Origin of the sequence: Litchfieldella qijiaojingensis (assembly GCF_014651875.1) — a bacterium.
Taxonomy (GTDB): domain Bacteria; phylum Pseudomonadota; class Gammaproteobacteria; order Pseudomonadales; family Halomonadaceae; genus Litchfieldella; species Litchfieldella qijiaojingensis.
In genome coordinates this window covers 153883-169836 of sequence record NZ_BMXS01000006.1, presented here as the reverse complement: position 1 = coordinate 169836, position 15954 = coordinate 153883, and the positions used below count along the sequence as shown (strand labels likewise).

Here is a 15954-nt window from a genome sequence, read left to right as displayed (position 1 = left end):
AGTCGGTGAAGCGGTTGTGCGACAGCCCGCGCCGGTTGGGGGTGGCGATATCGACCACCGGCACGCCGTTGCCGGCCTGGTCCAGGGACGTGTTGCCGCTGCCGGGGGCGACGACGATGCCGTCGGCGAGCACGATGACCGGGTGCCAGAACAGGGCACTGATGAGGAGGATGGCAACGTAGCGGCCCAATGGGCTACGGATGTTCATGGTGGCTGCGTCCCTGCATCACTGTTATTCGTTGTTTAGTGCGTTCCTTGCGACACACTTTCTTCTTGATGAGGAATAACGGCAGCTGGAAAAGAAACTTTAGAAAAACATTGACAAGGCCCGCTTCCTAAATGGAAGCGGGCCTAGCTAAGGTTGGGGAATATCAGGAAGGAGTCAGTGCTTGCGCGGCGCCTTGGGTTTCCGCATCGCCTGCACCGGACGCCGCTTGTGCTTGTCGCGGCTCCAGCGGTTTTTCTCGTCCGGGGTCAATTCCGGCACCTTGCGTGTCGCGAGCCCGGCCATCGTCGACAGGTCGTCGATCTCGTCCTGGTTCAGTTCGGTCCATTCGCCGGCCTTGGCCCGCTTGTCGAGGAAGATGTTGCCGTAGCGCACGCGCTTGAGACGGCTCACCGTCAGGCCCTGGGATTCCCATAGCCGGCGTACTTCGCGGTTGCGGCCTTCCATGATCACCACGTGGAACCAGGTGTTGATGCCTTCACCGCCGAACTCCTGCACGTCCGTGAAACGTGCCGGGCCATCCTCGAGCATCACGCCCTCGACCATGGCCATCACTTGCTCCTTCCTGACCTCGCCCATCACGCGCACGGCGTATTCACGCTCGATCTGGGTGGAGGGGTGCATCAGGCGGTTGGCCAGTTCACCGTCGGTGGTGAACAGCAGCAGGCCACTGGTGTTGATGTCCAGGCGGCCGATGGCGATCCAACGCTCGCCCTTGAGCCGAGGCAAACGATCGAACACGGTGCGCCGCCCTTCGGGGTCCTTGCGTGTGCACAGCTCGCCTTCGGGCTTGTTGTACATGATCACCCGACGCGGGGTCTCCTCGGCGCCGCGCAGGGTCACCGGACGGTCGTCGAAGGTCACCTTGTCGCGGGACTCGATACGGTCGCCCAGGGTGGCCACGCGGCCATTGACCTTGACGCGCCCGGCGCTAATGGCGGTTTCCATCTCGCGGCGCGAGCCCAGTCCGGCACGGGCCAGGACCTTCTGCAATTTTTCGCTGGTGGTACTCATGAGTCGTCTGACTTCTCATCGGTTGGGGTTGCCGCCCCCGCGTGTCCGTCCTCCTCGACGGTCTCGCGAGCGCGTTCGGCCAGGCGGGCTTCGAGATCGGAGAAGCTCAGTCCCGGCCGGCTGGACGCCTTCTCGGCGTGTGGTTCGGCATCGGCCATCCCGGTCGTTGCTAGTTCATTGTCTTGATCCAGTTCGTCGCCATACTCATCGTGCGGTGTCGCTGCCGATGCGGCATCATCTTCGCGCTCCTCGACATCGCCGCCCTGCTCCGTCGCGTTGCCGCGCGGCCCGTCATCGACACCTGCCGCTTCCAGATTGGCCTGCCATTCGTCGAAATCCTTCAGCTCGTGCATCGGCGGCAAGGCGTCCAGGGTCTTTAGCCCGAAATCGTCCAGGAACTGGCGGGTGGTGGCATAGACCGCCGGGCGCCCTGGCACGTCGCGCTGCCCGACCACCCTAATCCAGCCACGATCCGACAGGGTGCGCATGATCGAGCTGCTCACCGCGACCCCGCGTACCTCTTCGATGTCACCACGCGTCACCGGCTGGCGATAGGCGATCAGCGCCAATGTCTCGAGCAGGGCCCGCGAGTAGCGCTGGGGCCGCTCATCCCATAGCCGTGACACCCATGGCGAGAGCCGCTGACGAATGCGCACCTGATAGCCCGACGCCGACTCGCATAATTCCAGTGCCGTGTTCTCCAGACGCTCGCTCAACTTGGCCAGCGACTCACGGATAGCGGCACGCGAAGGTGGCCGCATGTCATCGAACAGCGCCTCGATACGCTCCAACGACACCGGCTCGCCCGCCGCTAGCAGCACGCCTTCCAGAATCTCATCCAGCGCCGGTGAATCGAACGACCTGAAGGCATCGTTCATCGCTGCCCCTCCGCATCGTCCGCCATGGCCTCATCGTGTTCATACGGGCTTTCTCCCGACATGGCATCAGAGTCTCCTTCGAACGAGTCCTCCACCACCGCTTCGCTCTCCGTAGTCAGTCGCGCCCGCACATGGATCGGCGACAGGGGGGCATTCTGCATGATCTCGATCATTGCCTCCTTGGCCAATTCGAGAATCGCCATGAAGGTCACCACCACGCCGGCCTTGCCCTCTTCCAGGCTGAACAGCGCTTCGAAAGGCGTGTAGTGATCGTGATTCAGGCGCTCCATGATCGCCAGCATGCGCTCCCGGGTGGAAAGCACCTCGCGGCTGATCTGGTGCGACTTGGTCAGCTCAACGCGACGCAGTACCCCGGACAGCGCGTGCAACAGTTCATCGAGGTCGACCTCGGGATACACCACCCGTGTTTCCAGCTCCGGCAACCCGGCTTGGGCGGGAAACCAGTCACGACCGAAGCGCGGCAACTCGTTGAGAGTCTCGGCCGCCAACTTCAATTGCTCGTACTCCTGCAAACGACGGATCAGTTCGGCGCGCGGATCGGCTTCGTTGTCCTCGTCGTCGCCCTTGGGCGGACGCGGCAACAAGGTGCGCGACTTGATCTCGGCCAGCATCGCCGCCATCAGCAGATATTCGCCGGCCAGCTCGATCTCCAGCGCCTTCATCAGTTCCACGTACTCGATGTACTGATGGGTGATGGCCGCCACATCGATGGCCAGGATATCCAGGTTCTGCCGCCGGATCAGGTACAGCAACAGGTCGAGCGGCCCCTCGAAGGCCTCGAGAAAGACCCGCAACGCCTCGGGCGGAATGTACAGATCCTCGGGCAGCTCGGTAATCGGCTCGTCGAACAGCCGCGCCAAGGCATCCACCTGCTGGGCGGCTGGGGTATCGGCGACGGCGGTCGAAGGCGTATCGCTCACGCGTGGCCTGGCCTCCTGAGGCTTCCGGTCTACGGATGGATCAATCGTGCAGTCTAGCAAGACAGGGGCCTCCTGCGTAAGGGAAGCACTGAACCAATGCCTGCGCGGGCAAACCGCTACGTTGCGCGGTGCTCGGAATCCTCACATATACCCCATATGCTCCGGTTCCTGTGCTCCGTGCGCCTTGCGTTTTACTCCGCTCGTCGATTTGTTCAACGCTTCCCAAGCCGATCCGCTTATGACGTCTCGGCCGCGTCATCGGCCTTCCGATAGCGCCCCGTATAATCGAACAGCTTTTCGCGCACCTGCCAGTGGCGGCCGACCTTGCGCCCGACGACGAAGTCCGGGGCTCGCAGACGACGTTCGCCATCGATCACTTCGTGTGGCGAGGTGGGCCGCCAGGCGGCACCCGGCGCACGTAGATGATCGCGCAGGAACACTGCCGCGAAGGCGGCTCTCTGCGGCGGAGTTTCCAACGCGAACCATTCGCTGAGCGTGGCGCCATCCTCGTCATGGTAGGTAACCTTGAGCCGCTCGAGACCGCGGCCGTTGTGCGTCGCCTCGAGTTGCATGCCGCTGACCCGCAGCACCCGCGCGTCCTTGAGGCGCAGCGCCTCCTTGAGCTTGTCGTCGGGATCGACCAGCCGCGCCTGGCAGCCGTGACACTGGCGGGCAGCGATGTCGTTCTCGGCGCCGCAGGTCTCGCAAGTCTTGAAGCGGAAGCGAAAGTCGCATTGGCGCCGACGGTCGCCATCCTCGACCAAGCCCTGGCAACGGCGACCGAAGTGTTCAATGACGAGTTCGCCGTCGCGCTTGCCCCAGAACAGGTTGGCATGGCCGCAGGCTGGGCATTCGACCTGTACCGGTTCCGAGTCGGAGTCGGGCCGCGGCGAGCCAACCTCGGGGGCATACAGATCCCAAGGGTTGCCGGCGTAGTCGAGGATCAGGCAGTCCGACTTGCCTGGCGCCAAGCGCAGCCCTCGTCCGACGATCTGCTGATAGAGGCTCACCGACTCGGTGGGTCGCAGGATGGCGATCAAGTCGACATGCGGTGCATCGAAGCCGGTGGTCAGCACCGCCACATTGACCAGATACTTGAGCTGCTCACCCTTGAAGGCAGCGATCAACCGTTCCCGTTCACCGGAGGAAGTAGTGCCGGTAACCAGTGCCGCCTCGCCCTGCGGCAGATAGCCGAGAATCTCCTCAGCGTGGGCCACGGTAGCGGCGAAGATCATCACCCCGCAACGGTCACGCGCACGCTCGACGAGTTCGGCGATGATGCCGGGCGTGACACGCTGGCCACTGACCACACGATTGAGATCGTCCTCGCTGAACAAGCCACGTGTCGACGGCACCAACGCCGAGAAATCGTAGCGCTCGACGGCAACATCGATGCGTTTCGGTTCGGCCAGATAGCCTTGCTTGACCATCAGTCGCAGCGGCTGTTCGAACACGCAGTCGGCGAAGAAGCAGTCGGCCTCGCCACGCACCATGCCGTGATGATGACGGTGATAGATGAAGCCCTGTCCCAGGCGATAGGGAGTCGCGGTCAATCCCAGCACCTTGAGGCGCGGATTGGCCTGGCGCAAGCGGTCGATCACCTGGCGGTAGCTCGAGTCATCGTCCAGCGAGACGCGGTGGCACTCGTCGATCACCAACAGGGTGAAGGCGCCATCGTCGAAGCTGTCAAGATGGCGCACCACCGACTGCACCGAGCCGAATACCACCTGGCGCCCGCTCTCCTTGCGCCCCAGGCCGGCACTGAAGATGTCCGCCTCGAGCCCATAGGCCTGATACTTGGCATGGTTCTGCTCGACCAATTCGCGCACATGAGCGAGTACCAGTACCCGGCCACGAGCCAGACGCGCCAGCTCGGCGATCACCAGTGACTTGCCACTGCCGGTGGGCAACACCACCACCGCGGGCTCGTCGGTCTGGCGAAAGTGCGCCACCACCCGGCTGACTGCCTGTTGCTGGTAGGGGCGTAGGGTGGGTGGCGACGACAGAGAAGAAAGTCTTTGACTGGGCAATGTCGAACAATTCGAGGGAGAAATAGTTAGTGGCCTATTTACTGTATCTCGCGGTGCCTTGATCTTATCATGAAGCGTCATCCATCATACCAAACTGTCCTGAAAAGAGGTGCAGATCTCACTTACCCCTTCAAGATGGTTTACTTTAAGGAGGAGATTCCCCATTGATGCATCCTCCTAAAGAGAGTACTCCCTCCTGTTGTGGCCATAGCCATATCTACTGCTCTTTAATGGTCGTATCAGCGAAGTACTGGCAACACGGCAGTATGTATCATGAGAAGACCTAGAGCAAACGCTTCAGCACAATTGCTAGCTTCACAGTCACTATGTAGATAGAAAACGATGAGCCACTAACCTTCAGTTTCAGCGATGAAAGACTGGCAATTCAAAAGACTAGAGTTATCTCAAAATCAAACCATTAGCCACACGGAACGCGACAAGTAAGAGCAGGCAAGCAGCCAGTAATCTGAGAAGCTAAGAAGCAGCAGAGCCTCCTGTCAGCATGAGCTTGCCATGCCAATCAGTGCTGAAATCCAGCTCCCTTAACAGTTCATAAACATTGCAACATTGAACACCAACACTAGCACAAACGTCGGGAACCTTTCGGTTGGCACGCTGTTTTCTTGGCTTTGAAACTTCGTTAGATACAACAATTCGGCTCCCCCTATCTTTGAGCGCGTACGCTATTAAGAAAGGGTCCATACCAAGCCTATCGACCTCAACTTCATTGAGATCGTCAGCATATCCTTCCGAAATCACCCGATTCAGCAGAGCCACGTCGAACTCTTCATCCAAGATCATAATATCTCGTATATCCCGGTCCTTCGCCCACTGAACGTGCTGTGCTTTGTCCCCACCTTTTATTTCATCAATAATTTCGAGAGGCATGCGGATCAATCCGTTTCCAGCATGAAATTCGAGCCAGCGCCAAAACTCTGGAACCCTATCCATGTGGTAGTATAGATCATGGGCATGTATAATGACGTTTGCATCCAGCAAGAATAATCTTTTTTGCTCGCCAGGCATTATAACCCTACCATTTCAGCAACGTTTCCCGGACTGACACCCAGCACCCTACCTGCCTTAGTTTCTGTTAGGACTCCATCATGCAGCGACCGACGAACGAGATTGATCAACGCGCCACCCACCCTATGCCGTCGGGTATTATAAAAATTACCACTCGACTCAGACGACTCACCTTTCTTATGGCGCTTGGACTGTTTCCACAAATCGCGAAGTTCTGCGCTTATGTTTTTCCATACAGATTTAGCAATGAAGCCATCTCTGTAAAACCTATAGGCTATTAGAGAGGCACTAACATTGAGCTTATTCGCCTCACGCTGGATCGTGGATACAAACTCATCACCAGCCCCCTGAGATAGTTTATAAATATCTCCCACTTCACCGTAGCTCACCAAAATATGGCTTGCAACATCATTGCAATATCGCTCAACTTGATGTTCATTGCTTTGAGCACTTATGCCAGTTTTCCCTAGCCAAACATGAATAATTTCATGCAGCAGGGTAAAGCTCCATGCTGCCTTCGAGTCATTGTGATTTATAACTACAAACGGAGCTATGGGGTCTGATAGAGCAAAGCCTCTGAAGACATCAGTACTTATCGACGAGTGATGACTTCCCAGATCTCCTATTAGAAGAACGTAGAGCCCCCTATTTTCAACATGCTCCCGTAGGTAGTTAAAGGCTTGATGCGCATTAGACTTACTGCGATACATACCAATGTCAAAGTTGAAATAATCTTTAACCTTACGGCATGCGTCATCAATAGCCGGCACCGTATTGCCCATCCCGACGAAATCGATCACCTCATCTTCTTCGGTATCTATAAGAGCATCTTTTACAAGAGACTGCCTGATGTATATATCTCGCACTAGCGCCTTGGCACCGCCTTCATTCTCATCAAATTGGGTGTCAGGCAAGCGTCTGAAGTCTTCACCCATAGATGCGCTCTTGGGTGGCTCAGGCAAGAAAAAAGTAATGAACGGACGATGGTAGTGCTTAGCCATATCCAGTAGCTTTTTGTGGGTCGGCTCTTTCTCGCCAGCCTCGTATGCTGCCAGTACCTCAGCTCCAGACATGCGTGTACTCTTGAGTGACAACTTCCTAGCTGCCTGCTCGAGACTCAGGCCAGCACTCTCTCTTGCCCACTTGAGTATGTCCGGATTCACTTTACTCATTTCGTTTACCCATACCCCATCGGCTCAGTATCTCTGCGCCTTGCTGGGGAGCCCTAGTGCAGGCTCTCCTGACACGGTGCCTGTCAGCAAGATTAGCGTTCATCGTGTTCAAGCACAAAGGCAGAGCAAGGGTTGTTCCTCTGCGCTGTTTGCTGTTTTGGTTTCTTCCCGGTCGTGCTGCCAGTACGCTTGTCCTAGCTAGAGGTGTAATTCGATTCATGTGTTGAGGCGAGCACATCGTCAAACAGATCACTTACTCTCTCCAAAAGGCCGAGGTAGTGCAGTGGCTTCTTCGACGCTGAGCACTCGCCCATCTTCAATGAAGATTTGTAACACACTGATTATCCGGATAACTTACCGACCGGTTGTTTTAATCTAAAACTCTTTGACAGTCGGCCTCGCAGCTCCGGCAAGAACCGCAGGGTAATGGCGGCCCGCAGGCCGCCTCTTGCGTCCTGACACCGTGCGCGGGCATCAACCCAGCCAGACGCGAGCGTTGCGGAACAAACGCATCCACGCGCCGTCCTGGGTCCATTCGGCCGGGCGCCAGGAATTGGTCACCGCACGTGCCACCCGCTCGGGGTGCGGCATCATGATGGTGACGCGACCATCCGGCGTGGTCAGGCCGGTGATCCCCGCCGGTGAGCCGTTGGGGTTGGCCGGGTACCGGCTGGTGACCTGGCCGTAGTTGTCGACGTAGCGCAAGGCGATCTGCGAGCTCGATTGCATGGCCCGCAAGTGACCACTGTCGCGGAATTCGGTGCGTCCCTCGCCATGCGCCACGGCGATGGGCAGCCGCGAGCCTTCCATATCGGCCAGCAGAATCGATGGGCTCTTCTCGACCTGAACCATCGACGTGCGCGCTTCGAACTGCTCGGACTCGTTACGCACGAAACGCGGCCAGTTCTCGGCCCCGGGAATCAGTTCCTTGAGCTGCGAGAGCATCTGGCAGCCATTGCATACCCCCAGGGCGAAGCTGTCATCGCGCTGGAAGAAGGCTTCGAACTGATCGCGGGCACGCGCGTTGAACAGCACCGACTTGGCCCAGCCACCACCGGCACCAAGCACGTCACCGTAGGAGAACCCGCCGCAGGCGACAAGGCCCTTGAATTCCTCGAGATCCACGCGCCCTTCGAGAATGTCGCTCATGTGCACATCGATGCTCTCGAAGCCAGCGCGGTCGAAGGCCCAGGCCATCTCCACCTGGCCGTTGACGCCCTGCTCACGCAGTATGGCCACCGGTGGACGTACGCTATTGACGAAGGGCGCAGCAATGTCCTCGTCGATATCGAAGGAGGGCGAAGCGGACAGGCCCGGGTCGCGGTCGTCCAGCAGGCCGTCGAACTCGCTCTTGGCGCAGTCGGGATTGTCACGCAACGCTTGCATGCGGTAGCTGGTCTCGGCCCAGGAACGCTGGGTCAGCAGGCGGGTGGTCTCGAGCAGCGGTTCCTCGAACAGGGTCACGCGCACCTGGTCGTCGTAGCGCGGGCGGGCAATGACGCCGCAAGTGTCGATACCGGCGGCAGCGAACTGGGCCAGTACGAACTCGGTGTCGCGGCGATTGACCTGGATCACCGCGCCCAGCTCCTCGGCAAACAGCGCGTTGACCGCCTCGTGAGGCTCGTCGATCAACCAGTCGAGTTTGATCTCGAGGCCAGCATGAGCGGCGAAAGCCATTTCCAGCAGCGTCACCAACAGGCCACCGTCGCTGCGGTCATGGTAGGCCAGCAGCTTGCCGTCGGCATTGAGACCCTGGATCACGCCGAAGAAAGCCTTGAGATCCTCGGCATCGTCAAGGTCCGGGCACTCGTTGCCGACCTGGCCATAAACCTGGGCCAACGCCGAGCCGCCCAGGCGATTCTGGCCGGCGCCCAGATCGATGAGGATCAGGTCGCTCTCGTCCTGTTCCAGGTTGATCTGCGGCGTCAGGGTCTTCAACGCGTCAGTGACCGGGGCAAAGCCGGTAATCACCAGTGACAGCGGTGCGGTGATGCTCTTCTCTTCCTCGTCCTCCTGCCAAGCGGTACGCATCGACATCGAGTCCTTGCCTACCGGCACGGCGATGCCAAGCGCCGGGCAGAGTTCCATGCCGACGGCATGCACGGCGTCATACAGTGCCTGGTTCTCGCCGACATGGTCGGCGGCGCTCATCCAATTGGCGGAAAGCTTGATGTCGGAAAGCGCCTCGATAGGTGCCGCAGCCAGGTTGGTGATAGCCTCGGCCACCGCCAGGCGGGCGCTGGCCGCAGGGTCGATCAGCGCCACCGGCGGGCGCTCGCCCATCGCCATGGCTTCACCGGCATGGGTATCGAAGCTCGCCGTGGTCACCGCGACATCGGCCACAGGCACCTGCCAGGGGCCGACCATCTGGTCACGGGCGACCTGGCCGGTGATGGAGCGGTCACCGATGGTGATCAGGAAGCTCTTCGAGGCCACCGTGGGAAGACGCAGCACCCGTTCCAGAGCCTCGCGAAGGTCGAGGTTGTCCAATGCTACGCCAGGCAGGTCGAGGGTCTGGCGCTGGAACTCACGCTGCATCTTGGGCGGCTTGCCAAACAACACGCTCATCGGCAGGTCCACCGGCTGGGTATTGAAGTGACCGTCGCGAACCTCGAGATGGTGCGCCTCGCTGGCCTCGCCAACCACCGCGTACGGGCAGCGCTCGCGGGCGCAGAGGGCATCGAAGGTGTCGAGGTCTTGCGGGGCCACCGCCAGGACGTAGCGCTCCTGGGCCTCGTTGCACCAGATCTCCAGTGGGCTCATGCCCGGCTCGGCGTTGGGTACGGCGCGCAGCTCGAATACCCCGCCACGCTCGCCATCCTTGACCAGTTCGGGCAAGGCGTTGGACAGGCCACCGGCCCCCACGTCATGGATGAAGCGGATCGGGTTGGCCTCGCCCAACGCCCAGCAGCGGTCAATGACTTCCTGGGCGCGGCGCTCGATCTCAGCGTTGTCGCGTTGTACCGAAGCGAAATCGAGGTCTTCGCTGGAACTGCCCGAGGCCATGGAGGATGCCGCTCCGCCGCCCAGGCCGATCAGCATCGCCGGCCCGCCCATGACGATCAGCTTGCCGCCGACGGGAATCTCGCCCTTGGAAACGTGGCGCTCGCGGATGTTGCCATAGCCACCGGCGATCATGATCGGCTTGTGGTAGCCGCGTCGCTCGATGCCGCCCGGCCCCACCGCATCCTGCTCGTAACTCCGGAAATAGCCGCACAGGTTGGGACGGCCGAACTCGTTATTGAAGGCCGCCCCGCCGATCGGGCCTTCGAGCATGATCTCGAGCGCGCTCTTGATGCGCTCGGGTTTGCCATAGTCGAATGCCTCCCAAGGCTGCACGAACTCGGGAATGCGCAGGTTGGAAACCGCGAACCCGGTCAGGCCGGCCTTGGGCTTGCCACCGATACCGGTCGCCCCCTCGTCGCGGATTTCGCCACCGGCACCAGTGGCCGCACCGGGATAGGGAGCGATCGCCGTGGGGTGGTTGTGGGTCTCGACCTTCATCAGGATATGGATCGGCTCGCGGTGCGTGCCATAGGCGGCTTTCTCACCCTCCTTGCCGACCAGTGGGGCCGGGAAGAAGCGTCCCGCCGTAGTGCCTTCGATTACCGCGGCATTGTCGCTATAGGCCGAGAGAATCTTGCCAGGTGAGTGTTCGTAGGTGTTCTTGATCATCTTGAACAGCGAGCGCTCACGGGACTCGCCATCGATCACCCAATCGGCGTTGAAGATCTTGTGGCGACAATGCTCGGAGTTGGCCTGGGCGAACATCATCAACTCAACGTCGGCCGGATTTCTCCCCAACCCCTGGAAGGCGTCACACAGGTAGTCTATTTCGTCCTCGGCCAGCGCCAGCCCCAGTTCGACATTGGCCTTGGCCAGCGCCTCACGTCCGCCTTCGAGGATATCCACCTGCCCCAGCGGCGCCGGCTCGTGGTGAGCGAACAGCTTGGCGGCATCCGAGGCATTGGCCAGCACGGACTCCGTCATACGATCGTGCAAAACGCCAACGATGGAATTGAAGGCATCTTCCGAGAGCATGCCGGCGAGCTTGACGCGATAGGCGATGCCTCGCTCCAATCGCCGAACTCGGGTCAGGCCGCAATTACGGGCGATATCAGTCGCCTTGGACGACCAAGGTGACAGCGTTCCCAAACGTGGCACCACCAGGAATAAATGCCCCTCGCGCGGAGAGCTCGCACTCCCCTGTGCCGACTCCTGGTGGGCGCCATAGTCAAGCAAGCGCTCGAGCACTGCCCGGTCATCGCCGGACAGCTCGCCGTCGTGATCGACGAAGTGCGCATATTCGGCATGCAGCGATTCGACCTCGGGCACATGCGCACGCAGGGCGGCCAGCAGCTTGGCATGACGGAAAGCGGAAAGGGCGGGCGCGCCTCGCAGTTCGAGCATGTCGATAGAGCCTCTGAAGAAAGCGAAAAACGGGGGCCGCGGCCGGCGGCGATGAGCGCACATGATACTGGAAAGCGTAGGCATGGCGAAATCCGTGGTCGACACGAGGTGACAGAGTGCTCGGCGGCCGGTAAGGTGAATCGTCTCATCGTGATCGCACATTGCTCATGTCCAAGGCCTTTTTTCGCCACCTCAATCGTTATCGACGGTGGTATCTCCTGCTGCTGTCCGCACTCGTACTGGCGCTCATCCCCAACCGCCAGGTACCTTCCCAAGGTCGGCACCTGGACGATATTCGCAGCCGGGACTTCATCGCGGTGTTCACGCGCAATACCCCCACCACCTATTATGAAGGACGCCACGGCCCCAGCGGCTTCGAATACGAACTGATCCGGCGCTTCGCCGACCATCTCGGTGTCAGCCTGTCGATGGATGCCAGCCATAACATCGCGGGTGTGCTCGAAGCCGTGCGCAACGGCGAAGGCGATATCGGCGCCGCGGCGCTACCGCTGGACCCGACCCTTCCCGGTCTGCACTTCAGCCGCCCGATCCTCGAACTGCAACCGATGGTGGTCTACCGTCGCGGACTGCCGCCACTACGCGAGCCGGCCGACCTGGTAGGTCTCAATGTAGCGGCAATACAAGGATCCGGTGCAGGCCTGATTCTGCGCGAACTGCAAGCCGAGTTGCCCGAGCTGAGCTGGAAGGAGACACCCGACCTGGAAGTCGCCGACCTGTTGCAGCGTGTGGAGAATGGCAGCCTGGACGCTGCGGTCCTGTATGCTCACCAGTTCAAGTTGAACCGCCTGTTCTTCCCCGGCGTGGAAAATGGCTTGGAACTCGGTGAGCCGCTGAGCATGGCCTGGGCATTGCCCTCGAGCCAGGGACTGGGGTTGCTGGAGGAGACCAATCGGTTCCTGGACAGGTTGCGCCTCGATGGTACTTTGGACGATCTGGTACAGCGCTATTTCGGCCACGATGATTACCTGGAGTACGTCGGGGCCAGGATCTTCATCGACCACGTGCATGAGAAATTGCCCGACTATGCCGACCTGTTCCTTCGCGCGGCCCGCGATACCGGCTTCGACTGGAAACTGCTGGCGGCAGTGGGCTATCAGGAGTCCCACTGGAACCCGAAGGCAACCTCGCCCACCGGCGTACGCGGCCTGATGATGCTGACCAATGCCACCGCCGGGGAAATGGATATCGGTAATCGACTCGACCCGGCCCAGAGTATCGACGGAGGGGCCCGCTATCTGCGCCAGATCATGGAACGCCTGCCCGAGGATATCGACGACTCCGACCGACTATGGATGGCTCTGGCCGCGTACAATGTCGGCCTGGGACACCTGTACGATGCTCGAAAGATCGCCGAGATGCGAGGCGGCGATCCCAACGCCTGGGCCGATGTTCGCGAAGCCCTGCCGCTGCTGCAGAATCGCGAATGGTACAGCAAGACACGCCACGGCTATGCCCGTGGTGGCGAGCCGGTGATCTATGTGCGCAACATCCGCCGCTATTATGAGATTCTCAACTACGTTGACCGTAGTCAGCAGCAGTTCTTCCTGCTCAATCAACGTCAACCCGATGCAGATGACGATAGCATCTTCAACACCGTCCCACCGGTTCTCTAGAAGAGTGGCGGCGCCGTGACTCGCGCCGCCATCGCGTTGACCAGCTTGGCGCTGGGCCTGGCCGGGGTCGTCTTGATAGGCGATCAGCGTGCCTGGGACAATGCCTTGTCCTCCCCTCAGACCTTGCTGATCGTGTTGGTCGGTATGGGTCAATTGGCCCGGCTCGCGGGACACCCCATGCTGGCCAGACTGCTGCTGGTCTGCGCGCTCGCCCCCCTGATGCTGGCATTGTCGAGCTATCTGCTGCCCGAATACTGGATCAGCCTCGCCACTTGGGACAGCTTGGCCCATCGGTTTCTGCCCGGTAGTTTGCTGGACGACTGGCGTCCCGCCTTACTGGCCACCCTGAGCCTTGCACTATTGGCCGTCAACGCCTGGCTGGGGGAACGCCCGAACCTCGGCTCACCGTTGTTGCTGGGCACGGTCGCCTTGCTGCTGGTGATTCAGGGTCTCGAAAGCCTGCCAAACGCCACTGCCCATCAGGTGCTGCGTTACGCCGCCTCGCCCACGCAGCAACTTACCCAATGGGGGCTGCTGCTCGCCCAAGGGCTGGCCTTCCTGCCCATCGGGTATGCCGAGCGTCACAACCTGCATCGACCGCTGTGGCCGGCTCTCGCGCTGGTGGGGGTAACGCTGCTGTTCTGGCATCAGCAGAAGGCACTGGAAGATCGCACGCTGCGTGCTGAAGTACACGCACAAGGCCAGCAGTTGGCCGGTCACACCACCCATGAGTTCAAGGAGCACGTGGCCGCCATGCATCGCTTCGCGAACTCCTGGAATCTGCTCGACAGCGCACCGACCGTCGAGCAGTGGGCACTACAAACCGCTCCCTATTATCGCGATTTCCGCTACTTCCTCAATATCGCCTTCATCAATCTGGATAGCCGGGTCATCAGGGTATACCCCGTACAGCCCAATCTGCAGGTACTGGGGGCGCGACTGTTCGACGTTCAGCCCGAAGGTCGCGAAGCGCTGAGTCAGGCACTGTTCCATGGCCGCGTGGGGCGCACCGGGGTCGTCGAATTGCTGCAGGGAGGTCCCGGCATCATCCACTACTTGCCTGTCACCAGCGCCGACGACGGACGCATTCTGGGCGCGGCGGCCATGGTGGTCAGCTTACCGGTACTGATGGGTACCTTTTTCGACGAAGTCGACACCGGGCGCATGTTCTTGGAGTTGCGCCAGGGCGAGACCACATTGGTGCAACTCGGCCCGACCACCGGGCTCGGCCCTTGGCAACACCAGGCTTCGCTCGATGTGGCCGGCCAATCACTGACCCTGGTCACTCGACCCAGCCGTGCTCTGCTGCTGGAGCGTCGCGCTCGCCTTCCCGTGGTCGGCCTGGCCACCGGACTGACCTTGGCCTACCTGCTCTATCTAGTGCTCTATGCTTACCGGCGCTTGGCCTTGCAGCACCGCGCCCTGCACCGCTCCAACATCGAATTGCGCCACGAGGTCCAGGCGCGTGCCAAGCTACAGCAGGAAATCGAGTGGCTGGCGCGTCATGATGAGCTGACGGCGTTGCCCAATCGCCGCCTGTTCATGGAAACGCTGAAGGCCCAGGCCGAGCGACGTCCGCTGAGCGTGCTGATCTGCGATGTGGACCATTTCAAGCAGGTCAACGACCATCAGGGACACCTGATCGGCGACCGCTACCTCAAAAGTCTGAGCGAGGTTGGGCGAGAAATCGTCGAGGAGGCCGGAGGCCTGTTCGCTCGCTACGGCGGCGAGGAATTTGTGGCATGCCTACCCGCTTGCGACGCCCATTCGTCACTAGCCGTGGCCGAGCGCCTGCGTGAGCGAATGCAAGAGGAAAATCTTCTGCACCATGATGGACGCCAGCTCACCGTCAGTATCGGCCTGGCTACCCTGGAAGACGGACCATTGGACATCGCCGCCTTGATGCAGGCGGCCGACGAGGCGCTTTACCAAGCCAAGGCCAGCGGTCGCGACCGCGTGGTATGCGCTTCGGGTGATGCCTCGCTGGAAACGAGACGCTAGCTGTCGTCACCCCCGCGTCGCTCGGCAAAGAAATCGCGCAGCAGACGACGCGCCTGGGTCGCCAGCAGCCCACCATCCACCTGTACCCGATGATTGTGCCACGGCTGTGCGAACAGGTTGGCCTTCGACTCGACCATGCCGGTCTTGGGCTCGGCGGCGCCATAGACCAGCCGCGCCACACGCGCTTGGATGATCGCTCCAGCACACATCAGACAAGGTTCCAGGGTCACGTAGAGGGTGCAGCCGTCGAGGCGGTAATTGCCCAGCCGGACGGCGGCATCGCGCAAGGCGCGGATCTCCGCATGGGCACTGGGATCGTGCTCGCCCACCGGGGCATTGTAGCCACGCCCGACGATCTCGCCCGAGGCATCCACCAGCACCGCGCCGACCGGGACCTCGCCGGCCACCAAGCCTAATCGCGCCTGATCGAGTGCCCGGTGCATGTAGAATTCATCGCTGCGCATCGGTGGCGGCCTCCGGTATGCTGAGTGACATGAAACGATCGTAAAGGAAATACTGATGAACCGACGAGCGGCATCGAGCACAAGACGCCTGAACATCAGCACCGCGTAACACCTTGATCGAGTCGCGCAGGCGTTCATTCAGCGTTTCCTGAAGCATT

Annotated in this window: 11 protein-coding genes; 2 read left to right on the top strand and 9 right to left on the bottom strand. The window is 60.7% G+C overall.

Going from position 1 to position 15954, the window contains the following annotated elements; all coding sequences use genetic code 11:
• The 8 genes from IE093_RS08585 to purL all read right to left on the bottom strand — a co-directional run.
• A partial coding sequence (locus IE093_RS08585; RefSeq protein ID WP_189468157.1) for a hypothetical protein occupies positions 1–208 on the bottom strand: 208 nt, incomplete at its 3' end.
• Positions 209–382: 174 nt separating this feature from the next.
• Positions 383–1240: a 23S rRNA pseudouridine(2605) synthase RluB gene (gene rluB, locus IE093_RS08580; protein ID WP_189468155.1), complete on the bottom strand. Its 858-nt coding sequence runs from the start codon at positions 1238–1240 to the stop codon at positions 383–385.
• Positions 1237–2118, bottom strand: coding sequence for an SMC-Scp complex subunit ScpB (gene scpB, locus IE093_RS08575; RefSeq protein WP_189468153.1), 882 nt, complete (start codon positions 2116–2118; stop codon positions 1237–1239). The genes rluB and scpB overlap by 4 nt, the downstream gene beginning before the upstream one ends.
• Positions 2115–3059: a segregation and condensation protein A gene (locus tag IE093_RS08570; protein ID WP_189468151.1), complete on the bottom strand. Its 945-nt coding sequence runs from the start codon at positions 3057–3059 to the stop codon at positions 2115–2117. The genes scpB and IE093_RS08570 overlap by 4 nt, the downstream gene beginning before the upstream one ends.
• Positions 3060–3295: 236 nt before the next feature.
• A complete protein-coding gene (gene radD, locus IE093_RS08565) occupies positions 3296–5089 on the bottom strand; it encodes a DNA repair helicase RadD (protein ID WP_479691162.1) in 1794 nt (597 codons plus the stop codon).
• Between the two features lie 474 nt (positions 5090–5563).
• Positions 5564–6115 carry a DUF4411 family protein gene (locus tag IE093_RS08560; RefSeq protein ID WP_189468147.1) on the bottom strand — a complete coding sequence of 184 codons (552 nt, stop codon included), beginning with the start codon at positions 6113–6115 and terminating at the stop codon, positions 5564–5566.
• Positions 6115–7287, bottom strand: coding sequence for an ImmA/IrrE family metallo-endopeptidase (locus IE093_RS08555; RefSeq protein ID WP_189468146.1), 1173 nt, complete (start codon positions 7285–7287; stop codon positions 6115–6117). The genes IE093_RS08560 and IE093_RS08555 overlap by 1 nt, the downstream gene beginning before the upstream one ends.
• A gap of 474 nt (positions 7288–7761) precedes the next feature.
• Complete coding sequence (gene purL / locus IE093_RS08550) at positions 7762–11697, bottom strand: phosphoribosylformylglycinamidine synthase (protein ID WP_189468144.1); 3936 nt, start codon at positions 11695–11697, stop codon at positions 7762–7764.
• Positions 11698–11864: 167 nt separating this feature from the next.
• On the opposite strand from purL, the gene mltF reads away from it, so the two are divergent.
• Positions 11865–13331, top strand: coding sequence for a membrane-bound lytic murein transglycosylase MltF (gene mltF / locus IE093_RS08545; protein ID WP_189468142.1), 1467 nt, complete (start codon positions 11865–11867; stop codon positions 13329–13331).
• A gap of 15 nt (positions 13332–13346) precedes the next feature.
• Positions 13347–15332: a GGDEF domain-containing protein gene (locus IE093_RS08540; protein ID WP_189468140.1), complete on the top strand. Its 1986-nt coding sequence runs from the start codon at positions 13347–13349 to the stop codon at positions 15330–15332.
• Here the strand turns inward: IE093_RS08540 and tadA are convergent.
• Positions 15329–15796 (bottom strand): tRNA adenosine(34) deaminase TadA, encoded by a 468-nt coding sequence (gene tadA, locus IE093_RS08535; RefSeq protein WP_189468138.1) that lies wholly within the window; start codon positions 15794–15796, stop codon positions 15329–15331. The genes IE093_RS08540 and tadA overlap by 4 nt on opposite strands.
• Positions 15797–15954 lie beyond the last annotated feature (158 nt).

Coding starts and splice junctions, on each gene's coding strand:
- rluB (WP_189468155.1), bottom strand. CDS start 1,240: ATGAGTACCACCAGCGAAAAATTGCAGAAGGTCCTGGCCCGTGCCGGA.
- scpB (WP_189468153.1), bottom strand. CDS start 2,118: ATGAACGATGCCTTCAGGTCGTTCGATTCACCGGCGCTGGATGAGATT.
- IE093_RS08560 (WP_189468147.1), bottom strand. CDS start 6,115: ATGCCTGGCGAGCAAAAAAGATTATTCTTGCTGGATGCAAACGTCATT.
- IE093_RS08555 (WP_189468146.1), bottom strand. CDS start 7,287: ATGAGTAAAGTGAATCCGGACATACTCAAGTGGGCAAGAGAGAGTGCT.
- purL (WP_189468144.1), bottom strand. CDS start 11,697: ATGCTCGAACTGCGAGGCGCGCCCGCCCTTTCCGCTTTCCGTCATGCC.
- mltF (WP_189468142.1), top strand. CDS start 11,865: ATGTCCAAGGCCTTTTTTCGCCACCTCAATCGTTATCGACGGTGGTAT.
- tadA (WP_189468138.1), bottom strand. CDS start 15,796: ATGCGCAGCGATGAATTCTACATGCACCGGGCACTCGATCAGGCGCGA.